Below are 25,163 nucleotides of genomic sequence, written 5' to 3'. Positions count from 1 at the left end.
GTTAAGCGAAAGGATGGTTGACAGGAATGCGAGCGGTCATGCTAATGTTCGATTCGTTGAATAAAAGGATGCTTCCGAATTACGGATGCGATTGGATCAAAGCTCCGAACTTCGAGAGGCTATCGGAAAAAATGGTCACGTTCGATAAGTGCTACGCAGGCAGTTTGCCTTGCATGCCCGCACGCAGAGAACTGCATACAGGGCGATATAATTTTTTGCACCGAAGCTGGGGACCTTTGGAACCGTATGACGTTTCTGCGATCGAATTGTTGAAAAAGAATAAGGTATACACTCATCTGACGACGGATCATTATCATTATTTCGAAGACGGCGGAGCCACCTACCATACGAAATATAACTCATGGGAGCTTGCCAGAGGACAAGAAGGCGATGCGTGGAAAGGACAAGTAGAAGCGCCGCCTATTCCGGAGACGTTAAGCAATCCGAAGTCGGGCGATAAATGGCGGCAAGACTGGGTAAACCGTCAATTATTGAAGGAAGAGGACGACATGCCTCTTGCTGTCACGGTATCAAGAGGAATCGAATTCATCGAGAGAAATTACAAGCAGGACCGATGGTTTTTACAAATTGAAGCATTCGATCCTCATGAGCCCTTTTTCACCCAACAAAAATATAAGGACTTGTATCCGCATGATTATAACGGGAAGCACTATGACTGGCCGGATTATGCGAAGGTGACGCAAAAGCCGGAAGAAATCCAGCATATGATCTTTGAATATGCGGCATTAGTAAGTATGTGCGATGCATATTTAGGAAAAGTACTGGATACCTTCGATCGTTATGATCTGTGGAAAGATACTATGCTGATCGTCAATACCGATCATGGTTTCCTGCTAGGCGAACATGAATGGTGGGGGAAAAATATTCAACCATTTTACAATGAAATCGTAAATATTCCTTTCTTTTTATGGGATCCGAAATTCGGGGTCAAAAATAAACGCAGTGACGCTTTGGTTCAGACGATTGACTTGGCGCCTACGCTGCTTCATTTCTTCGATATTCCGATACCGGATACGATGCAAGGTCAATCGCTGCATGCCGTGATCGAAAGCGACGCACATGTCAGGGATGGAGCACTATTCGGTATTCATGGCGGTCATATCAACTGTACGGATGGACGTTACGTCTATATGCGAGGGCCGAAGGACATCAATAACGGACCCTTGTACGAGTACACATTGATGCCCACACATATGAATAGGATGTTTGATGTCAAAGAATTCATAGGAATGGAATTAGTTGAACCTTCTCCCCATAGTAATGGGTGTCCGACTTTGAAAATAAAGGCTAATAATTTCATCAATCCTTATCTGTACGGCCATTTATTGTTTGATCTCGAGAGAGATCCCAAGCAGGAAAACGCGATAGACGATCCGGAAACGGAGCTCAAAATGATCCGCCTTTTAGCTAAGCTGATGATTGAACATAATGCTCCAGATGAACAATTCGAACGTATCGGTATTCCTGAGGATGGACTTGCAGATATTGCTGATATAGAGCAAGTCAAGGCGCTCAGGCAGCGGCGCTTAAAGGTAAATTTGGGTCAAGGTGAGGAGTGGACAGGTAAAGCAGCGGAAATATTCTTCGCTTTGCAATGTGTTGCTCCAGCTCCGATTCGAGCGATGTTAAACGATAAGCTGGCTGAAATCATGCACAAAAATTCGACGAATGAAGTAAACGAGCAGGTCGTCCTTCAACTCGCAAACGAACTGTTCGGCGCCCGTGCTCCTATGTTAATAAGAATTTTAATCTAGGCGTGAGGTTTTTTGTGATTACAGGAAGGTCTTCATGAAACCTGGAATATTGCCGTTATTATGGAGAAATACCTTGAGAAGAAAGAACATCATGTGTTACTGGCTAAGTGGGGGGAAAGCGGTCGATGTTCTGGCGCCCGAACGTTGGCCTGTACCAGAAGAAGCGACTCGGCTTCCGATTGTTGAATGAATGTAGGTAAAGATGAACCGTAGCAATCTGCTGCGGTTTTTTTGAAAATCTTGGCTTCAGCTTGCCTTGTTTAAGTAATGAAACTAGAGGAGCGTCATATGAACAATTCCAACGAAAAAAAGCCTTCGTGCTGCTCGGTTAGTCGTAACATTCCTATAAAGAAATTCATATCTAAGGAAGTCCCCTCATTAACGAGTCAAAGAAAAAACATACAGGACATGGTTTATTTGCCCGGCGGAGAGTTTCTTATGGGTACGGAGGATCGTGAAGGATTTCCCTTCGATGGGGAAGGGCCGATCCGCACTGTTTCCGTAAAACCTTTTTATATAGACGCTTGTGCTGTTTCCAACGAAGAGTTCAGCACGTTTGTCAACCAGACGGGGTATTTGACGGAAGCGGAGAAATTCGGATGGTCTTATGTGTTTCATCTATTTGTTTCGAAGGAAACTTCATTGCACGTGAAAAATTCCCCTATGGGCACTCCTTGGTGGTGGATCGTTGATGGGGCGGATTGGAGGCACCCGGAAGGTCCTGATTCCGATATAAGGGATCGGATGGATCACCCGGTCATCCATATATCGTGGAACGATGCTATGGCTTACTGTTCATGGTCGGGAAAGCGGCTTCCTACCGAAGCGGAATGGGAATATGCGGCTCGTGGCGGTCTAGGCCAAAAAAGATATCCTTGGGGGGACGAGCTTAAGCCGGGGGGGCAGCATCGCTGCAATATTTGGCAGGGAAAGTTTCCCGAGAAAAACAATCAGAGTGATGGATATGCCGGTACTGCGCCGGTCAAGTCGTTTGAGCCGAATGGCTTCGGATTATATAACGTTGTAGGCAATGTGTGGGAATGGTGTGCCGATTGGTTTCACCCCACCTATAATATCCATGCGACAAAAGATAATCCAACCGGGCCGCCGACGGGAGAAGCACGCGTGATGCGTGGGGGCTCCTATTTATGCCATAGGTCATATTGTAACCGATACCGCGTAGCGGCAAGAAGTAAGAATACGCCGGATAGCTCGGCAGGAAATATGGGATTTCGCTGTGTTGCGGATGCTTAAGATATTCGAGAAGGACTAAAAGTTCCGATCAATCTATTGAAAATGGATTTTGCGAAGCTATTGAGTTATGTCAGCAAACAAAGTGTGGTAGAGTATTAAATCTTTAGGCTAAATTTAAGTTTCTAAATTCTAGAGACACCCTTACATGAATGAGAATCGTTTATGGAGCTTTATCGGGAAGCTTCCAGCTTATTGGAAAACCATGTTAATGTACGTTGCCATGCATAAGCCGGGGACACGGTAAAACCATAGCTAAATGATCTTTTATAAAAAAGGATGCACAGAGCGAGATCTAATCGCCCTGTGCATCCTTTTCAGTTTTGTACTAGGTTTTGTCTTTTTTGGAAGAATTATGTTAAATGTGCAGGATTTCCTTAATGGATATCGAATATATACCTATATCTTTTAGTTCATTGTACATGACTCCGTTAAGTTAAAGTGAGATATCCATGGATAAAATTTGTGAGTTAATCGCATAGGGCTATAATACGTCAAGCTAGTGTGTTTGTTGGCGGAGATCCTTTGGAAGGTAGAATAACAAAAAGGAATTCCGCATAACAAGTTTAGTCCGTAACAAGGTTTTGGCTGATTCAAAATGAAACAGCACCTATAAATCTTGTGGTAAATAGGATGGGGGGATAGCTTGTGATACATAGCTTAAAGGAGATTAACACGTTAACAGATTTGCTTTCATGGCGAGCAAAAAGTCAAAGAGATAGCGTGGTCTATCGCTTTCTGACAGAGAGTGGAGAAGAAGATTGGCTAACTTATGGTGAATTGGACAGCAGAGCACGCTTGCTAGCAGCTTGGCTAACCCAGCACCAGGCTCAAGGAAGACGAGCTTTGCTGTTGTACCCCCCAGGTCTAGACTATATTGTAGCTTTTTTCGGATGTCTGTATGCCGGGGTTGTTGCTGTACCGGCTTACCCACCACGTCTCAACGCCAATCTTCTTCGTGTCGAATCTATTATTGCCGACTGTGACGCTAGCTTTGCCCTAACAGACGCTATAATCCTGTCCCGGCTTCAAGCTAAATTCCCGGAACATCCTATACTTTCCCGGCTACAATGGGTTGTAACCGATTCTTGGATATCGCAGAGCACACACGACTGGCAAGAACCTACCCCGATAGATAGTAAACGTCTAGCATTTCTCCAATACACCTCTGGTTCGACTTCAGCACCCAAAGGGGTAATGTTGAGCCATCAAAATATTTTGCACAATCTCCAGCTAATCCAGCAATCATTCCAATTGAGCCCTAACGATAGAAGTGTCATCTGGTTGCCTCCTTATCATGATATGGGATTGATAGGCGGCATTCTTCAGCCATTATACACCGGATATCCTGTTGTTCTGATGTCCCCCGCTCATTTTATCCAACATCCTATACATTGGTTGAAAGCTATCGCTGATACGGGAGCTACCGTCAGTGGAGGCTCAAACTTTGCGTATGAGCATTGCCTTAAGAGAATATCGAAGGAAGAGAGTGATAAGCTCGATTTGAGCGGGTGGACTTGCGCGTTTACGGGGGCTGAACCGATACAGGCTGAAACGTTGAGACGTTTTGCAGATGCCTTCCATTCCAGCGGATTCCGATATTCATCCTTTTATCCTTGCTACGGTTTGGCAGAGGCAACGCTGTTTGTATCGGGAACGAAGAGAGATACCGGACCTGTAGAAAATAGTTTTGATAGTAAATTATTAGAGGAGGGGGAAGTGGATGGAGCGGCTTCCTTGTCATCTGATACCCGCAGCTTGATCAGTTCGGGAAGGCTCATGTATTCGGATCCCGCTGTTGTCATCGCAGATCCGGTGAGTGCAACCAGGCAAGAACCGAATAAGATCGGTGAGATTTGGATATCGGGGATTAGCGTCGCTCAAGGCTATTGGAATAAGGAGGAACAGACCCAAAAAACGTTTGGTGCCTACTTGTCTGATACAGGAGAAGGCCCGTTTCTTAGGACAGGAGACCTAGGATTCATTTCTTCCGAAGAACTTTATATTACAGGACGAATGAAAGATTTGATTATTATCCGCGGACGGAATTACTATCCCCAAGACATAGAGTATACGATAACCAAGAGCCATCTTGCGGTAAGTTCGGGAAACAGTGCCGCATTCTCTGTCGATGTACAGGGCAGTGAACGTTTGGTTATTGTATGTGAGCTGGAGCGCACGTATCGTAAAACAGATCCTTACGAAGTGTTTCAATCGATCAGACAAGCTACCTCAGAATATTTCGAGTTAGAGGTATACGCTATTGTACTTATTAAACCAGCCTCCATTCACAAAACATCGAGTGGAAAAATTCAACGAAGCTTGTGCAGGCAGTCCTATCTGGATGGAACGCTTGAATCGGTTGCAGTCTATCAAACACAGGATGCTGGCATCTCGTCCCTAAGCGAAGGGAATGCTTCAACCGGGCAAGAAAGAGATGATCAGCAGGAACGCATTTCAAGCAAGGAAGTCTCCCCGCTAGACGGTGTTTCACTTAGGCAACTAACAGAAGTGGAGCGGATGCAATACATCGCCGATCTGTTGAACTCCAAAATCTCCAGGTTATTAAATCTCTCTATTCCATGGGATCAGGATCTTCCACTGCAGGCTCTCGGATTAGATTCAATGAAAATTGTGGAGCTTAAAGCCGAGATTGAAGATGCTTTTCAAATCAGCTTATCACTGGACTGCTTGCTGGATGGGCCGACGGTGCAAGAACTGTCACTGATCGTGGAACGGTTAATCCTATCTCCCCTTACTCATACTCCAATGTTGGATGTATCTATCAAAAAGACCACAACGGATGTGGAGTTTTCACTCTCGGCGGGTCAACAAGCGCTTTGGTTTATCCAAAAGTTACATCCGGAAAGCCGAATGTATCAGATTACGAAGACCTTTCGGATACTGCGAAATTTCAATCAAGATATATTTATCCGCTCCATGAATATCTTCCAGAACCGTCATTCTCTGCTTCGGGCTTCTATCAAAGAGACCGATGAAAGACCTGTTTTTCGAATTGAAGAACAGTTGGAAGCTGAGATTGCTATTATAAATACCCAAGGGTGGTCTAAGGAGCACAGGTGGGAACAAATCAGGAGGGATATGGGAAGGCCATTTGATTTCGAAAAAGGCCCCCTGTACCGGATTCAGTTGATGGTATGCGACGATGCTGAATACATCCTTTCGTTTACGTTCCATCATATCATCAGCGACTTTTGGTCATTTGCTATATTTGCTAGAGAATTCAGTGAGATTTATGTTTCCTTATCGGAAGGTAAGTCCTATTCTTTGCCTGCGATACGAAGCGAATACAAAGAATTTGTGTATAGACAACAAAAGGCTCTGGAGCACGAAGGTGAGCAATTATATTTATTTTGGAAAGAGCGGTTAACAAATCTGGAGCCACTTGTACTGGGCAAGCCGCCGTTAGAGAACGGGAACGGTGTTACTAGCAAAAAGATGATTTTTCATATACCGTCAAGTTCCTTCGGGCAAATCCGGCAATTAGCTAGGAGTTCAGAGGTTTCCTTATACACTTGTTTGCTTTCTGCTTTACTTACAGTATTTCACCGCTGCTTGCCTCAGGAACATGTATCGCTCGGAAGTCCGACATCAGGCAGATTACATAATCATTTCATGGGAACTTTCGGTTACTTTGCAAACCCGATCGTCCTATCGAATGCTTTTGTTCCAGAGGAGTCATTCCGGAATTTGATGAAGCGGGTTCAGCAAGGAGTTACGGACGCGTTGAAGCACCAAGAGTATCCGTTCTCTTATATTGTGGAACGTCTGCAGTCCAAGCGAGGGCAGGGCAACCCGTTGTTTAACGTTATGTTTTCTGTACATTCATCTGTATTGGATCAAAGTGATGCGTTGGTGGCTGCGGCGATTGGTGTCCCGGGGACTAAGATCAAGTTGGGGACGCTGGAGATGGAGCTTTTGGATGTCGTTGATTCTATGCCTCAATTTGACCTTGCCTTAACGATGGGCCAAGTTGGAGACGAACTTCATGCCTGTATGGAATACGATTCGTTCCAGCTTGATGATGAGACCGTAAAACGGATATCAGCGTTGTTCCGGCAGCTTCTGATAAGCGCCGCCGAGAATCCGGATCAGAGTGTAGGGCGTCTTGATATGTTGAGTAAAAACGAAGTCCGGCAGCAGATCGGGGACTGGAATGAGACGGGGCTGTCCCTTCCTCCGGACGACATTCTTGCACGCTTCGAAGAGCAGGCAGCCCGGATACCGGAGGCAACAGCGCTTCTGTACGGAGAAGAGAGACTAACGTACGGGGAGCTAAACCGGCAGTCCAACCAATTGGCTCACCGGCTTATCGCACTGGGCACCCGGCCGGGTCGTCTCGTCGGGGTATGCTTGGACCGAAGTCCAGAGCTAGTGATCAGCTTGTTGGCGGTTCTTAAGGCGGGTGGTGCGTATGTGCCTTTGGACCCCGCGCTGCCGCAGGACCGGCTCCAGTACATGATGGAGCGAGCGAATGTCAACGTGCTGGTGACTAAACAAGCTTGGGCTAAAGGCATGAACACGGAGGCAGGCAGGAGAATCCTATGCTTGGATGACGTGGATGCGAGGCTGGAAGAAGAGAGCGAAGCGAATCCTAAAGCGGACATGGATGCGCGGCAGTTGATGTATGTGATCTTCACGTCAGGATCAACGGGAGTGCCGAAAGGGGCAAGTGTTTTCCGGCATGGCTTTAATAGTCTGATGCAGTGGTACACCGGAGAATTCGCCATGACGGAATCCGATCGAGTGCTGCTGATCACTTCGCCAAGCTTTGACCTGACGCAGAAAAATATCTTTGCTCCGCTTATGACAGGAGGGCAGCTGGTGCTGCTGCCGACAGGCTACTATGACCCCCGGGAAGTGACAGGGCTAATTGAGCAGCACACCATTACCCTATTGAATGGAACGCCCAGTGCCTTCTACCCCCTGCTCGACGAGACGGAGCCGCTTGGTTATATCCAGCTGAGTACCTTGCGGCATGTCTTTCTGGGAGGCGAGCCGATTGCACCGGACAGGCTGGTGTCTTGGACAGAATCGGAAGCTTGTCATGCAGAGGTGGTGAACACCTATGGTCCGACAGAGTGTACGGATGTAACGGTCTACGGCAGAATGCCGGACATGCGTGCACTGGAGTCGGGACCAGTACCGATCGGGCGACCGACGCCGAACACGAAACTCTACATTTTGAATGAAGGGTTTGGGCTGGTCCCTGCGGGGGTGCCGGGAGAGTTGTGTATTGCCGGGGCGCAGGTCGGCGGTGGCTATGTGGGGGATGCCGAGCGGACCACAGAGAAATTCGTGAGCAATCCTTACGGAAACGGGGAAGCATCGATTCTGTACCGGACGGGGGATTTGGCCAAATATTTACCAGATGGAACCGTTGTGTATTTAGGACGGATGGACCATCAGGTGAAGATTCGGGGATATCGTATCGAGCTGGGCGAGATTGAAGCTGCTCTTCGGGATTGTAGAGAAGTGAAAGACGCCGTAGTACTGGCAAGGGAAGACCGGGCGGGTGAGAAGAAGCTGGCGGCCTATGTGGTGCCGGAAGCCGAAGGTGTCCCGGAAGAACAAAAGATGAACTGGCGGGAAGAACTCCGTCAGAAGCTGCCGGAATATATGGTGCCTTGGTCGTTCGTTCTGCTGTCGGAGCTTCCGCTGTCACCCAACGGCAAGGTGGATCGAAAAGCGCTCCAGGCTCGAGAAGATTCTGGCCAGCCGGAATCGACGTACGTGGCTCCGCGCAATAGCATGGAGACGGCTATGGCCCAAATCTGGGCAGAGGTTCTACAGGTAGAGAAGATAGGGATTCATGATAACTTTTTTGAACGTGGAGGCCATTCGATTTTGGCTGTACAGGTAGCCTCCAAAGTTCGTTCTCAACTTGAAGTGGAATTACCGATTCAACATTTTTTTGAAAGTCCTACCATCGCTTACTTAACTGAACAACTGCAATCGATACCTGCGGGTGCAGCTTCCAGACCGAAGATGACTAAACTTTCTCGTGGCAAGCATCGGATAAACTGATTTCATTAATTCTGGGCATGGGTTAGAGGAGGATTAGAATGAACAATTCAGAGTCAAGTTCACCGATAAAAGTTTCGAGCGAGGATTCCAGCCTTGCGAGGTATGCCTTCGAAGCTTCATTTGCCCAGCAGAGATTATGGCTTGTCCATCAATTACTCACAGACAAATCTGTATACAACATTCCGGCGGCGATCAGACTCAAGGGTTCTCTTCAGTACGAAGCACTTGAGAGAGCCTTTCAGTGCATGATTAATCGGCATGATACCTTGAGGACGACCTTCAAAGAATCAGATGGAGAAGTTACACAAATTGTTGAGGAAGGGCTGGGATGGAAGCTTCCGGTTGTCGATTTATCCGTATTTCCCGAACCTATACGCTGGATGCGAGCTGTAGGGATTGCTGAAATGGAAGCAGCAACACCGTTTGATTTAGAAGCCGGCCCCTTATTTCGCATTTCCTTGATTCACCTTGCCGAGAGCGATCATCTTCTTCTGATCAACCTGCATCATATTATTTCGGATGGATGGTCGACGGGGATTCTGGTCAGCGAGCTATCTGAATTTTACAGGGCGTTTATCAATGGAATTGAGGCCGAGCTCCCAGAGCTTCCTGTCCAATATGCGGATTACTCCCACTACCAGAAAGAGTGGATGCAGGGTGAAATGCTCCATGAGCATCTGGAATACTGGAAAGAGAAGTTATCCGGGGAACTACCGGTGCTGGAACTGCATACTTCTCCGCTGCGCCCCGAACAAACGGGGAATGAAGGGCGCACGTATAAGTTCACGGTGAATAGTGGGGCAAGCCAAGCTATAAAAGAACTAAGCCAGAAACAAGGCGTAACGCCTTTCATGGCTTTACTGGCCCTGTTTAAGGTGTGGATGTACCGATATTCCAGCCAGATGGATCTGTTGGTAGGTACGCCAGTGGCAGGACGGGATTCAGAAGAAGTGGAGGGGCTTATCGGGTTCTTCGTTAATAACCTGGTTATTCGCAGTTCTATGGATGCCACAGCGTCGTTCAGCCGTTTTCTTGAGCAGGTTAAGAAAACGGTAGTGGAGGCGTATCCTCATCAGGAGGTGCCATTTGAAAAAGTAGTGGAAGCTGTCCAGCCGAACCGGGGTACTGGGATCACACCGATTTTTCAGTCGATGTTCGCTTTTCAGCAACAAGCTATAACGGTAAAACTAGATGGACTGGAATCGGAAATTGTTTGCATCGAACGGGGAACATCCAAATTCGACCTGCTAATGGAGCTGGTTGATTCGGGTGAAGAATTTGTCGGGACTTTGGAATATCGTACCGACCTATTCACTCAAGAGGCGATCGAGCGCATGGCCGTGCACTTTCAGCAGCTTCTGATAAGCGCCGCCGAGAATCCGGATCAGAGTGTAGGGCGTCTTGATATGCTGAGTAAAGACGAAGTCCGGCAGCAGATCGGGGACTGGAATGAGACGGGGCTGTCCCTTCCTCCGGACGATATTCTTGCACGCTTCGAAGAGCAGGCAGCCCGGGTACCGGAGGCAACAGCGCTTCTGTACGGAGAAGAGAGACTAACGTACGGGGAGCTAAACCGGCAGTCCAACCAATTGGCTCACCGGCTTATGGCACTGGGCACCCGGCCGGGTCGTCTCGTCGGGGTATGCTTGGACCGAAGTCCAGAGCTAGTGATCAGCTTGTTGGCGGTTCTTAAGGCGGGTGGTGCGTATGTGCCTTTGGACCCGGCGCTGCCGCAGGATCGGCTCCAGTACATGATGGAGCGAGCGAATGTCAACGTGCTGGCGACCAAACAAGCTTGGGCTAAAGGCATGAACACGGAGGCAGGCAGGAGAATTCTGTGCTTGGATGACGTGGATGCGAGGCTGGAGGAAGAGAGCGAAGCGAATCCTAAAGTGGAGATGGATGCGCGGCAGCTGATGTATGTGATCTTCACGTCAGGATCAACGGGAGTGCCGAAAGGAGCAAGTGTTTTCCGGCATGGCTTTAATAGTCTGATGCAGTGGTACACCGAAGAATTCGCCATGACGGAATCCGATCGAGTGCTGCTGATCACTTCGCCAAGCTTTGACCTGACGCAGAAAAACATCTTTGCTCCGCTTATGACAGGAGGGCAGCTGGTGCTGCTGCCGACAGGCTACTATGACCCCCGGGAAGTGACAGGGCTAATTGAGCGGCACACCATTACCCTATTGAATGGAACGCCCAGTGCCTTCTACCCCCTGCTCGACGAGACGGAGCCGCTTGGTTATATCCAGCTGAGTACCTTGCGGCATGTCTTTCTGGGAGGCGAGCCGATTGCACCGGACAGGCTGGTGTCTTGGACAGAAGCGGAGGCTTGTCAAGCAGTGGTGGTGAACACCTATGGTCCGACAGAGTGTACGGATGTAACGGTCTACAACAGAATGCCGGACATGCGCGCACTGGAGTCGGGACCAGTACCGATCGGGCGACCGACGCCGAACACGAAACTTTACATTTTGAATGAAGGGCTTGGGCTAGTTCCTGCGGGGGTGCCGGGAGAGTTGTGTATTGCCGGGGCGCAGGTCGGCGGTGGCTATGTGGGGGATGCCGAGCGGACCGCAGAGAAATTCGTGAGCAATCCTTACGGAAACGGGGAAGCACCGGTTCTGTACCGGACAGGGGATTTGGCCAAATATTTACCGGATGGAACCGTTGTGTATTTAGGGCGGATGGACCATCAGGTGAAAATTCGGGGATATCGTATCGAGCTAGGCGAGGTTGAAGCTGCTCTTCGGGACTGTAGAGAAGTGAAAGACGCCGTAGTACTGGCAAGGGAAGACCGGGCGGGTGAGAAGAAGCTGGCGGCCTATGTGGTGCCGGAAGCCGAAGGTGTCCCGGAAGAACAAAAGATGAACTGGCGGGAAGAACTCCGTCAGAAGCTGCCGGAATATATGGTGCCTTGGTCGTTCGTTCTGCTGTCGGAGCTTCCGCTGTCGCCCAACGGCAAGGTGGATCGAAAGGCGCTCCAGGCTCGGGAAGATTCTGGCCAGCCGGAATCGACGTATGTGGCTCCGCGCAATAGCATGGAGACGGCTATGGCCCAAATCTGGGCAGAGGTTCTACAGGTGGAGAAGATAGGGATTCATGATAACTTTTTTGAACGTGGAGGTCATTCACTTACGGCTATGAGTCTTCTCAGCAAAATGAACAAGTCGCTGGAAGCACAAGTAACGCTGAGTCAGTTTTTTGCCCAACCATCCATTGCCGGGTTCGCTAAAGTTCTGGAACAGGGTGAAAGGACAGCCTTTGAACCTATTCAAAAAGCAGAGGAAAGCGCCTATTATCCGTTGTCGCCGGCTCAAAAACGTCTATATGTGCTGCATGAACTGGATCCTCAGGCTACCGTGTATAACATGCCTATGGTTCTGGAGGTATCTGGTTCTCTTGATAGGTCCCGCCTTCGGTTCGCCTTTACACGCTTGATGGAGCGTCATGAAAGTCTGCGAACCTCTTTTGTAATGGTTGAAGGCGAGTTGATACAGCGGATTGATGATGAAGTCATATTGAACATTGATGTGATGGAGTGTGCGACAGCGGAAGAGGCGGAGCAATTCATCCAGTCATGGATACGACCATTTGAACTCACCCATGCTCCGTTGATGCGAATCGTCATGATTGAATTGGATAATGGGGAAATCCGGATTCTGTTCGACATGCACCACATCGTATCTGATGGTGTTTCCATGTCTTTGTTAATGAAAGATTTCATGCACTTGTACGAGGAGAAGTCATTACCGAATCTGAATATCCAGTATAAGGATTACACGATCTGGTATCTGGATCATTTAAAAGGGATGGAGATGCAGGTAAGTGAAGCTTACTGGCTCAATCAACTGCAAGGGGATATTCCTTCTCTTTCTTTGAGCGATGCATGGGTGCGCCCTTCGATTTTTACATTCGCCGGTGATCGGATAAGCTTCGAGGTGTCCTCGGAAGTCACTTCAGGTCTCCGTCAGTTGGGGGAGCAGACAGGAAGCACATTGTTCATGGTCTTGATGGCTGCTTACAATATCCTTCTAGCCAAATATTCTGGTCAGGAAGATATTATCGTCGGGACAGCCGTTGCAAATAGAAATCATGTTGATACCGAAGGTACGATTGGAATGTTCGTTAATACACTCGCCATCCGCAGCCAGCCACAGGGAGAGCTGAGCGTTATCGAGTTCGTAAAAAAGGTTAGAACCACGATACTCCAAGCCCTTGAGCACGCGGCTTATCCCTTCGAGGAACTAGTCAGAAAGATCAATGTACAACGTGACTTAAGCCGTAATCCGCTGTTTGATACCATGTTCGTTATGCAAAATATGGAGTCGGAGCAGCTTTTATTGGACGGCATGCCGGTGCGGTTCCGTTTGATGGATCATGGTACAGCCAAGTTCGATTTAACGTTGGAAGTTACGGAAGTGCTGTCGGGATTGATGCTTCAATTGGAATACAACACTTCCTTATTTATAAAGGAAACGGTTGAAAGCATGTCCCTGCATTTCAAGCGACTGCTTGAAGTTATGGCACACTATCCATCCCAAGCTCTGCGTGATCTGGAAATCATGAGTTTAGAGGAAAGGGAACGCTTGGAAACAAAGGGCTCTCCGGTTGATCTACACCGTTTGGAAGCAGTAGGAGAAGTCACGGCGGACAAGCTTCGGACGGATGCTGGGGCCCGGCGCCCCAAAGGATACGCCGCTCCACGCAATAAAGCGGAGAGGCTGCTGGTAGATATATGGCAGGACATTCTGGCAATAAAGCCGATCGGTATTCACGATCATTTCTTCGAGATCGGAGGTCATTCTCTCCTTGCTACACAAGGGGCCTCTAGAATTCGTTCCGCATTCCAAATAGATTTCCCTCTTCGCAGCCTATTTGAAAACCCGACAATTGCTGAACTTGCCGAGTTGATCGCCGAAAGCGGGAAAGCTGCTAAAATCATTCAACCAATGGTCAAGAGCACGGTAATGGAAAAGGTGCCGCGGGAGGGGGGGATGCCGCTTTCGTTTGCGCAGCATCGGTTATGGTTCCTGGATCGGATGCAGCCGGGAAGCTCGGCTTACAACATATTTGGAGCGGTAAAGATGAGAGGAGCGTTGGAGCCGGAACGTTTAAAACTCTGCCTCTATCAACTGGTTGATCGTCATGAAACGCTTCGTACAACCTTTGGAGAGGAGCGTACTCCGGTTCAGCGGATTGCGGCCGCTGTAGACTTGCAGATGCCCGTGATCGATTTGCGCGATAGGGCACAAGACGTACGGGCGGCGGAAGTAGAAAGATTGGCGCATGCCGAAATACAGCAGTCCTTTGATTTGGAGCAAGGTCCGTTATTATCCACCATGCTGCTGCGAATTGATGAACGGGAATACGATCTCTTGATTACCATGCATCATATTATCTCCGACGCGTGGTCCATCGGTATATTGGTGAAGGAGCTGGGCGAGCTGTATGCCGCAAGTATGAAAGGGATGCCTGCAAATTTACCGGAGCCGGCTGTTCAGTACGCGGATTATGCGCTCTGGCAGAACCACATGCTGAACGGGGAAAATCTGAAGCGTCAGCAGGCCTATTGGCTGAAGCAGTTGGGCGGGGAACTTCCCGTATTGGAGCTGCCTTCCGATTACCCGAGGCCCGAAAATCCGACCTACCGGGGCGGCCGCCGCACGCAGCATGTATCCCAACAAGTGAATAGACGATTGAAACATATCAGTCAAAAGGAAAACGCGACACTCTTTATGACACTGCTCTCGGCGTTTGGCCTGCTGTTGAATCGCCTGAGCCAGCAGGAGGATTTGATAATAGGCACTCCTATTGCGGGTCGAAACTACATGGAGACAGAGCCGCTGATCGGCTGTTTCCTCAACACGCTGGCGCTCCGCATGGATACGTCAGGAAAGCCGTCGTTTGTCGAGGTGCTTCAACGTACCCGTACGGTATGTTTGGAGGCTTACGCGCATCAAGAACTACCCTTTGAAAAGCTGGTTGAAATGCTGCAGCCAGAGCGCAGTCTGAGCCGTAATCCAATTTTTGATGTCATGATTAATCATGTGAACACGCCAAGCATCGAAGCTGAATTGCAAGGAATCGAGATAACGCCGATGGATATAGGCGAGCCGCAGTCGAAATTCGCACTGACTCTGTATATTCGTGAGAAAGAAGAACTAGAGCTGGAATTCGTTTATCAAAAAGACCTGTTTAGCGATACTAGAATCGATGAGATTTCTAAGCAATACGTAGTCTTACTCGAACAATTGTCTATGAATCCATTGGCGCCCCTTTCTTCTTATTCCTTGATTACACCGGAAAGTTTGAAAGTTCTGCCGGATCCTTCCGCACCGCTGAAAGAACCTGTATATCCGTCTGTTACGAAAATGATGGAGACGGTGATTGCACGGCATCCTGATGCGGAAGCCATTGTTCATATGGGAGCGAAGATGACATATTTGGAACTGGGGCGGGCTGTAAACAGGATCGCTTATAGTCAATTATCGACAAATATTAAGCAGGGTGAAGTCGTCGTAATCTTCGGGCCGCGAAGCTTTGGGCTTATGTCTGCCATGTTGGGTGTATTAAAGGCAGGCGGTGTTATCATGACGCTGGATCACAAGGTGATGCCGGAGCGTGCTGCACAGATGCTGGAAGTGTCGGGGGCAAAACGGCTTATGTATGCCGGAAACCGTCGAATTGAGGACGAGTGGCTGCTTTCAAATTTCGAAGGGTCACATGTACATTTTGTTGACGAGCTAATGTCGGCCCACCTGGTAGTTGCAACAAATGAGGGAGAGCCGGAGTCGATTTCTTTCCCGGATCTGAATCCGAATGACCCAGCCTATATCTTTTTCACCTCGGGAACAACGGGTACGCCTAAAGGAGTCATTGGCTGTCATAAGGGACTTTCCCATTTTCTTTGCTGGCAGCGGGAGACCTTTGGTATAGGGCCTGGAGACCGAGGTGCTCAGCTTACAGGACTTGCTTTCGACGTGGTTCTCCGGGATATCCTTCTTCCTCTTACCTCTGGGGCTGCGGTTTGTCTACCGGATGAGGAGTCGGATTTGTCTGCATCCAATATTCTTCCGTGGATGGAGAGAGAACGGATTACTTATCTGCACACCGTACCGGCATTGGCACATTCTTGGCTTGGGAGCAAGGTGAATCAAGTGTCACTGGCAACTTTGAACTATATCTTTTTTGCCGGAGAACCCCTCACAGGATCGATGGTGGAAGCATGGCGCAATTCATTTGGTAACTCTGCGGAAATGATTAATTTCTACGGTCCGACAGAAACGACGCTGGCTAAATGTTATTACCGTGTTCCGAAGACGGGGACGTTGCCCTCGGTTCAGCCCGTGGGAAGCCCCTTGCCAGACACACAGATTTTGATTCTGAACGCAGATCGTAAGCTTTGCGGTATAGGTGAGATGGGTGAAATTGTCATCCGTACGCCATTCTGTACCCTTGGTTATATAAAGGAAGAGGAACAGGGGACTGCTCGGTTTTCTCCAAACCCTTTCACCGATGAGATCGAAGATAAGGTGTATTACAGTGGAGATCTGGGCCATTACCGTTCGGATGGATTAGTGAATATTGCCGGCCGGCTTGACGATCAAATCAAAATAAGGGGTATGCGGGTGGAACTTGGGGACATACAAACCGTACTTTCCAAATTTTCTATGGTTCGTGAGGTGGTTGTCATAGCCAGTCCCGAGTCCAATGGAAGCAAACGACTGGCTGCCTACTTCGTTTCAGACGACGAAACCTTGGAGGTTTCAGAATTGCGGGCCTATGCGAAAAGCAAATTAGCAGCTTATATGGTACCCGGGGCTTTCATTAAATTGAAGCAGATTCCACTCACACCCAACGGGAAGGTAGACCGGCGCAGGCTCCCTAATCCCACTGCGGCATTTGCGGAAGGTTTTACGCTTGCTTATGCACGGCCAGAAACGGAGTTGGAACAAACGGTAGGAAAGATATGGACGGAATTGCTCGGCGTTCACCAGGTGAGTGTACATGATAATTTTTTTGACTTGGGGGGCCACTCCCTTCTGCTGCTGCAAGCCAAAACCATGCTGACTGAAGCATTGGATCGGGATATTTCCGTAGTGGAACTGTTTCAGTACCCGACGATTTCCTCCCTCGCCAAACACTTTAGTAAAGATGGCAATGAAATGATTCCTTCCACCGAATTGCACCGTGACCGGGCAAATATGCGGCAAAAAGCACTTGAGATGCGCCGGCAGCAGCGGTTGAAAACGGACAACAAACTTAAGAAATAGAGGTGTGTCTATGCAGGTACGGAATGGATCCGAAATTGCGATTGTCGGCATGAACTGCCGTTTCCCAGGAGCCCGAAATGTGGAGGAGTTCTGGAGTAACTTGGTGGAAGGAAAAGAAAGCATTACCTTTTTTAGCGATGAGGAGCTGGAGCAATCGGGTGTCAGTTCAGCTTTAATAAACAGGCACAATTATGTAAAAGCAGGATCGATTATTGAAAATATTGATAAGTTCGATGCTTCGTTTTTTGGATTTACTCCAAGGGAAGCGGAAATACTTGATCCCCAGCACCGGCTCTTTCTGGAGAATGGCTGGGAAGCGCTTGAGATTGCAGGGTATGCTCCAGAGAAATATAAGGGGCGCATAGGCGTATTCGCCGGGGTATTCTCAAGCAGCTACCTGTTTAACCTTTATTCAACTCCAGGGTTAGTAGAATCCGTAGGGGAGCTTGCTATTCGTCACGGCAATGAGAAGGATTACTTCGCAACCCGGATGTCCTACAAGTTTAATCTGCAGGGGCCAAGTGTGACGGTACAAACTTCATGCTCTACATCGCTGGTTGCCGTTCATCTCGCCGTACAGAATCTGTTGGGGGGTGAATGTGACATGGCAATCGCAGGAGGCACGTCCATTGTAGCTCAACAGAAAACAGGCTATTTGTATCAGGAAGGCGATATTTTAACGTCTGATGGTCACTGCCGTCCTTTTGACTCCAAAGCTAACGGAACTATCTTCGGGAATGGCGTAGGAGTCGTGGTGTTAAAACGGTTGGATGATGCCCTGGAAGACGGAGATACCCTTTATGCGGTCATTAAGGGAAGCGCCATAAATAATGACGGATCGGACAAGGTCAGCTTCACTGCGCCAAGCGTTAACGGACAGGCGGATGTGATTGCTGATGCGATGGCAATGGCCGATGTGCCGCCGAGTACAATCGGAATGGTCGAAGCGCATGGCACGGGCACACCGCTGGGGGATCCGATTGAAATCTCCGCTTTGAGCAATGTATACCGCTCAGAAACGAACCGCAAAAATTACTGTGCCGTAGGCTCTGTAAAATCAAATATTGGCCATCTGGGGGCTGCATCCGGCATAGCAGGGCTCATCAAGACGGCACTTTCACTCAAGCACCAAATGATCCCTCCAAGTCTTAACTTTGAAGAACCGAATCCTAATCTTAATTTGGATGACAGCCCCTTCTTTGTTAATACTGCAGCCAGAAAGTGGTCGGAGCCAGAGGGCTGCCCGCGCCGTGCAGGTGTGAGCAGTTTCGGCATGGGCGGTACGAATGCTCATGTCATTTTGGAAGAAAGCTTGGAGTATATGGAACAGAAAGCACCAAAATCAACGGATGGGGAGCTGTTGGTTCTCTCTGCTCTCACTGAAGATGCATTGGATCAGGCAACGGACCGCTTACAGTCCTATTTGGAACAGAACCCGAATACTTGCCTGGCCGATGCTGCCTACACCTTACAAGCAGGCAGGCGGGAATTTCCCTATCGCACGATACTGACCGTACCTACGGCTGCTGAGGCTATTGAGGTATTGAAAAATCGAGAAAGCCGGCAACTGCACCAGGGATATGCCGCTAACGGACGGCGCATCGCTTTCCTGTTCCCGGGGCAGGGGGCTCAGTATGTGGGGATGGCGCAGGGGCTATACGTGACAGAGTCCGTATTTCGAGAAACGATGGATGCCTGCTGTGCTATTTTGCAGCCTATGATAGGGCTGGATTTGCGCACACTTTGGCTTGATCCGGAGAACCCGGAAGAGGCTGGGGTACAACTTCAGGCAACGGCGATGGCACAGCCAGCCTTGTTCGTTATCGAATATTCCCTTGCGAAGCTGTTGGAATCTTACGGCATTGAGCCCTCCTGTATGCTTGGCCACAGCATAGGCGAGTATGCAGCGGCTTGTCTCGCCGGTGTGTTTGGATTGGAGGACGCTTTGCATATCGTTGCTGCTCGAGGCAGACTGATGCAGAGCATGCCGCCGGGGAGTATGTTGTCTGTACACTTGTCTGAAGCCCAAGTCAGTAAGTACGTATCCGGCACATTGGCAATAGCCGCCGTCAACGCTCCGGGGATGACAGTTGTAGCAGGATCGAAGACGGACATTGAACAGTTGCGTAACCTATTCCAATCCGAAGGCATTGAAACCTACATGCTGCATACCTCACACGCCTTCCATTCGGCCATGATGGATCCTATTCTGGATGAATTTGCTGAGATCGTATCTCAAGTCGATCTGAAAGCTCCATCCAAGCCATATCTCTCGAATGTCACAGGACGCTGGATCGAGCCGGAAGAGGCGACTAATCCAAAATACTGGTCAACACATTTAAGACAAACGGTGCGATTTATGGATGGAGCACAAGTTTTGTTGTCAGATCCGAACCTCCTCATGATAGAAGTTGGCCCGGGGCATACGCTCAGCAGTCTCATCAGGCAGCATACCATAGAAGGAAGTAAAACGGCAGTTATCCCGTTGATCAAGCATCCGAAGGACAGGCAGTCTGATCGTTTGTTCCTGCTTCAAGGTATCGGACGCATATGGCTAGAAGGAGTGGTTGTAGATTGGAAGGCTCTTTATGGCTCAAGGCAACCAAACCGCATTCCATTGCCTACGTACCCGTTTCAGCGTCAGCGCTATTGGATTGAGAAGGGATCGTTGGATTTTCTGTCCGGTGCACCGGCAGCGCGACCACATGCAGTACCTGAACAATCGTTGATCACCAGGGACAATGACGAGGAGCCGGCAATTGCGAAGAATGTACAACAAGGTCCGCAAGGAATAATCCAGGATATAACATTGATTTGGGAAGATTTATTCGGAATTCATCCGATCAGCCCTGACGAAGACTTCTTTGTACTGGGCGGTAATTCGATGCTCGCTATTCAACTCATGACCCGTATCCGTACTACCTACAATATTGAACTGCAGTTAGAAAATATGTTTGACGAACCGACGATCCAGGGACTTTCAAAGCAGGTAGAAGAAGCATTAACAGACATGGATGAGAATCAGGAAGACGTGGAAGACCTGCTTAAAGAGCTTGAAGGACAATCGCTGGAAGACATCCAGAAGGAGCTTGAGAAATTAAAAGCGGAAGGAGTGAGTCCGTCGTGAGTTTGAATCTGCAATTGATAGAAGTGGACGGTATGGATGCCGCGCTGCTTCAGGATTTGAGCCATTTGCTGCTTGCGGTTGTTGACGAAGGGGCCTCCATTGGTTTTTTGCCTCCGCTTAGGAAGGACACTGCGCAGAAATATTGGGAAGGTGTATTGGGGGAGGGTGTCCTTCTATGGATTGCCAAGGAAAACGACCGTTTATGCGGGACCATCCAGTTGCACTTGTCTCAAAAAGAAAATGGGATGCATAGAGCCGAAATTGCAAAATTAATGGTCCATCCCGATCAGCGCCAGAAGGGCATTGGCAGGGCATTGATAAAGACGGTAGAGTCTAGAGCCTACTCGGAAGGCAGAACTCTTTTGGTATTGGATACCCGCGAGGGCGACCCGTCCAATAGGCTGTACAGATCCGAGGGGTATGTAGAAGTAGGAGCTATTCCCCGATATGCCAAGTCAGCCAATGGTGACTTGGATGCGACCCTTATCTTTTACAAAGAAATCTGAGTTTGAAAGTGACATGTTTACAGAGGGCTCCACTGCCGCAGACCCTTTTTGAAAGAAAAGAGTGTAGAAGTCTTAAAGCTTAAAGGCGAAGAAGCTTATGAAACCAGCGCTGCTTCCTTGGCGGAAAGGGTGTAGGAAAATGAAACCGGAAATAGTGTTAGAGCGTGTATCACGCGATCAACCGTTGCCTCTTTCAGTCGAGCAGTATAGACTTTGGTTCCTCAGTCAATTGGATTCCACCAGTACCCATTTTAATATTAATATGGCTTTCCGCATCCAGGGCACCTTGAACGAAGAGCTTTTTGAAAAGAGTCTTAATGGGATGGTATGCCGTCACGAATCCTTACGGACCGTTTTTCAAGTTAAAGACCAAGCGCCGGAACAGGTGATTCTCGATGAAGTATATATTCCAATTGCTCGAACGGATTTAAGGATGCTAGAGGAAGAAGGGCGTGAACCTCAAGCCATCTCCCTTATGAATGAAGAAATTCAGCAGCCGTTCTCTCTTGAGTCGGGACCCCTTCTGCGTGCAAGAATATACCGATTAGCGGAAGAAGAGCGTATTCTGTTATTTACGATTCATCATATTATTGCGGACTTCGATTCGTTAGGGAAAATCATTCAGGAATTAGGACTCTTCTATACCGCTTATATTCAAGGAAATATACCGGAGATTCCACCGCTTTCTTATCATTTTGCTGATTATGCTTCTTGGCAAAAAATGAAAATGCAAGGTTCCGTATATGAAAAGCAGCTGAATTACTGGAGGGACAAACTTGGCGGAGAACTTCCTGTACTAAGAATGCCTCTAGATCGCCCCCGTCCACCTGTGATGACCCATAATGGGGAAAGAATAAGAATGACTATCTCCTCGGAATTGACAGCCAACCTCAAGGAGCTGAGCCGCAAGAACGGTGTCACGCTTTTTAATACTTTGCTCGCGACTTATCAAACCCTTTTATACCGCTATACGGGTCAAGAGGACATCTGTGTAGGCACATCTATTAGTGCGCGTAGTAAACCGGAGCTGCAGGATATGATCGGCATGTTGGTCAATAATCTGATATTACGCATGAATTTGTCTGGAGAACCCACCTTTGCTGATGTGCTGAAGCTTGCACGCAAAACCGCTTTCGGAGCATTTGCCCATCAAGATATTCCTTATGAAAGACTGATTGATGAACTGCAGACGGACCGAGACATGAGCCGGAATCCGTTCTTCCAGACGATGTTGACGTTCCTTAATGCCCCGACAGTGGATGTTCAGGCGCTTCCGGGAGTAACGATCCAACGCTTTGAGTTTAATAAGAAGCCGAGTGCGTTGGAGTTGTCTTTCACCCTTACAGAGCGCGGAGACATTATGGAAGCGGTCATGGATTACAATACGGATCTTTTCAACGGAGAGACCATCCGCCGGATGCTTCAACATTTTGAAAATCTTCTGCAGGAGGTGGTGTTGGACCCGCACCGCAGCATACTTGAACTGCCTATCATGTCGGAGGCGGAGAAACACCAGATTCTCGATGTATGGAGCGGCAAAAACAGAGTGAGGGAGCTGCCGGAAGCCTCTGTACACGAGTTGTTCTCCAGACAAGCCGAACGTACACCGGATGCTATTGCCGTCAAGTTTAAAGATAAACAGTACACATACCGAGAGTTAGATGAAATATCTAATCGCTTGGCCCACTACTTGATTCGAAAGGGTCTTGTGCAGAATAAGCGGGTGGGTATCTGTCTTGAACGGTCGCTTGAAATGGTGATTGGGATACTCGGAGTCCTGAAAGCGGGATGTGCCTATATTCCTCTAGACCCGTCTTATCCGCCGGATCGCTTGGCGCATATGATGCAGGATTCCCAGGCTCATATGCTGATTGCCAGAAAAGAGTCGGTAAGCTTTACGAAAAATGATACATGCAAGATCATTTCGTTCGATAAGGTATGGGATGAGATCCTACAGGAGCCATGCACAACGCCCGGCGTTAAAACCCAGCGGGATGACCTGATGTATATCATTTACACCTCGGGTTCTACCGGAAAGCCGAAGGGAGTCATGGTGTCTCATCAAGGAGTGGTAAATCATTGTTTCAATATTATTGAACGTTTTCAACTTGATCCGCAGGATCATGTGCTGCAGTTTACTTCCGTTGGATTCGATGTCGCGGTGCAAGAGATATTTCCAACCTTGTTGGCAGGCGCTGTACTGGTACTCTGGAAAGACAAGTACATTTCCGAAGGTGGGGAATTCCTAGAATGGATGGAGCAGGAAAGCATCTCGGTACTCAATTTAACGACTGCTCACTGGAGCAATTTGGTTTCTGATCTTAAGTACCAGCGGGCAAGCTTGCCATCCAGACTGAAATTGGTGATTGTCGGCGGTGAGAAGGTTTCTTATGAAACCTACCAGACCTGGAGCAAGATAACGGAAGGAAAAGTGAGGTGGATTAATGACTACGGATTGACGGAAACGACCATCACAGCAACAATGTTTGAACCGCCTATCAAGTGGGAAGTGAGTTCTCACATCTTGCCCATCGGACAGCCCTTGGACAATGTAGAGATATATATCCTGAATGATAGACAGGAGCCGGTTCCTACAGGGGTATATGGAGAATTGTTCATCGGTGGGTTTGGAGTGGCGCAGGGTTACTGGGGACAGGCTGAACGTACAGCAGAACGGTTTGTACTCCATCCATTCTGCGGGGAACCATACGGAAAAATGTTCAGAACCGGGGATATGGCTCGGTTTTTACCGGATGGAAATGTGGAGTTTATGGGCCGTTTGGATCATCAGATCAAGGTACGGGGATACCGCATTGAAATTGGAGAAATCGATTCCCAGTTGGAGCAATACGGCAAACTCGCACAGTCCGTGGTCGTACCTTGTAAAGGCTCGAATGGGGAAACCAGGCTTGCCGCCTATATAGTAGTAAGCGAACCATCGGTCACCATCGAAGATTTGAAAAGTTTCCTACAGAGCAGGCTGCCCGACTATATGCTTCCTTCTCATTATGTGGTAATGGATCAGATTCCGCTGACCGTAAATGGAAAAGTGGATACGGCCGCACTTCCGAAGCCTGAACTTATTGCTAGGAGGGATAGACAATTTATTGCACCGCGAACACAATCGGAAGATAAAGCCGCCGCCATCTGGGCTAAAGTGCTGGATGTTCCAGCGGTGGGCGCTTCGGATAGCTTTTTTGAGATCGGCGGGAATTCGCTGCTGGCCACTCAAGTGATGTCTCAGGCAAAGGTGCAATTTGAGTGTCAAATCCCTTTGAAATATTTGTTTGAGTACCCTGTACTCGCCGATTGGGTTGAGCAAATAGAAAATTTGAAAGATCAAGCAGCGCAGCAAGACTACCCTATGGAATTGGGCCAATACATGGTAAAAATTCAGCAAAAGGGTGAAAAAACACCGCTCTTCTTTTTCCATCCGGTGGGAGGAAGCATTAGCTGCTACTTCACACTCTCGCGGCAACTGGGAAATGATCAGCCTTTCTACGCCTTCCAATGTCAGGATAGGGTAAACGAGCAACTCGAGCCGGATACCATTGAAAAGATGGCGGAAGCCTATATCGAAGAAGTCGTAGCCATACAGCCTAAGGGGCCGTATAGGTTAGGCGGCTGGTCGATGGGAGGCTTTATTGCCTACGAGGCAGCCAGAATGTTGAAAGAGGCAGGGCATGACGTGATTCAGCTCGCTTTAATTGATAGCTATTTGTCCAAGACGAGTGATGCGACGGAAGAAACGATCATGTACCACTTTATCAAGCAGTTAGCAGCCGTCCCGGGACGCCATATTTCCGACACGATGCTGATGTCTTGGAGGTCCCTGGATCTGAGTAGGGATGCCCTGTGTGCAGAGCTTCAGTCATTGGAGTTACTCCCACTTGGCACGACTACCGAAGAGTTGAACCGACTGTTTACCGTTTATATGAATACCGTACATGCTTTTCAAGCGTACAATCCAGGCCCCCGACCTACGCTGGACATTGAGCATGTGCAGTTGTTCCGTGCAGAGGATTCTCATGAAGAAGAAGGTGAATGGAGACGTCTAGTAGCCAATCTATCCATTCATCCCGTCCAGGCCGATCATTTTTCTATCGTGCACCATGCGGAAGTAGGCAGATGGATCGATATTCATCAAAATCTTTTACCCGTGGTATTGGAGGGGTAA

Annotated in this window: 7 protein-coding genes; all 7 read left to right on the top strand. The window is 48.6% G+C overall.

Going from position 1 to position 25,163, the window contains the following annotated elements; all coding sequences use genetic code 11:
• Nucleotides 1-26: 26 nt before the first annotated feature.
• Nucleotides 27-1,775 (top strand): sulfatase, encoded by a 1,749-nt coding sequence (locus AC58P5_RS21985; RefSeq protein WP_497390345.1) that lies wholly within the window; start codon nt 27-29, stop codon nt 1,773-1,775.
• A gap of 288 nt (nt 1,776-2,063) precedes the next feature.
• Nucleotides 2,064-3,029 carry a formylglycine-generating enzyme family protein gene (locus tag AC58P5_RS21980; protein WP_497390343.1) on the top strand — a complete coding sequence of 322 codons (966 nt, stop codon included), beginning with the start codon at nt 2,064-2,066 and terminating at the stop codon, nt 3,027-3,029.
• A 645-nt stretch (nt 3,030-3,674) separates the two neighbouring features.
• Complete coding sequence (locus AC58P5_RS21975; protein WP_497390341.1) at nt 3,675-9,074, top strand: amino acid adenylation domain-containing protein; 5,400 nt, start codon at nt 3,675-3,677, stop codon at nt 9,072-9,074.
• Nucleotides 9,075-9,112: 38 nt separating this feature from the next.
• Complete coding sequence (locus tag AC58P5_RS21970) at nt 9,113-17,353, top strand: amino acid adenylation domain-containing protein (RefSeq protein WP_497390339.1); 8,241 nt, start codon at nt 9,113-9,115, stop codon at nt 17,351-17,353.
• Between the two features lie 10 nt (nt 17,354-17,363).
• Nucleotides 17,364-20,480, top strand: a complete 3,117-nt coding sequence (locus AC58P5_RS21965; RefSeq protein ID WP_497390337.1) for a type I polyketide synthase — start codon at nt 17,364-17,366, stop codon at nt 20,478-20,480.
• A 32-nt stretch (nt 20,481-20,512) separates the two neighbouring features.
• Nucleotides 20,513-20,986, top strand: a complete 474-nt coding sequence (locus tag AC58P5_RS21960; protein WP_497390433.1) for a GNAT family N-acetyltransferase — start codon at nt 20,513-20,515, stop codon at nt 20,984-20,986.
• Between the two features lie 139 nt (nt 20,987-21,125).
• Nucleotides 21,126-25,163, top strand: coding sequence for a non-ribosomal peptide synthetase (locus tag AC58P5_RS21955; protein WP_497390335.1), 4,038 nt, complete (start codon nt 21,126-21,128; stop codon nt 25,161-25,163).

It is taken from the genome of Paenibacillus sp. JT31N7 (assembly GCF_059692095.1).
The sequence above is the reverse complement of the archived record's forward strand: the minus strand, read 5'-3'. Positions and strand labels throughout refer to the sequence as shown.

What these genes read in the sequence shown, in the direction of transcription:
- AC58P5_RS21985 (WP_497390345.1), top strand. Translation starts at nt 27, where the DNA reads ATGCGAGCGGTCATGCTAATGTTCGATTCGTTGAATAAAAGGATGCTT.
- AC58P5_RS21980 (WP_497390343.1), top strand. Translation starts at nt 2,064, where the DNA reads ATGAACAATTCCAACGAAAAAAAGCCTTCGTGCTGCTCGGTTAGTCGT.
- AC58P5_RS21970 (WP_497390339.1), top strand. Translation starts at nt 9,113, where the DNA reads ATGAACAATTCAGAGTCAAGTTCACCGATAAAAGTTTCGAGCGAGGAT.
- AC58P5_RS21965 (WP_497390337.1), top strand. Translation starts at nt 17,364, where the DNA reads ATGCAGGTACGGAATGGATCCGAAATTGCGATTGTCGGCATGAACTGC.
- AC58P5_RS21960 (WP_497390433.1), top strand. Translation starts at nt 20,513, where the DNA reads ATGGATGCCGCGCTGCTTCAGGATTTGAGCCATTTGCTGCTTGCGGTT.
- AC58P5_RS21955 (WP_497390335.1), top strand. Translation starts at nt 21,126, where the DNA reads ATGAAACCGGAAATAGTGTTAGAGCGTGTATCACGCGATCAACCGTTG.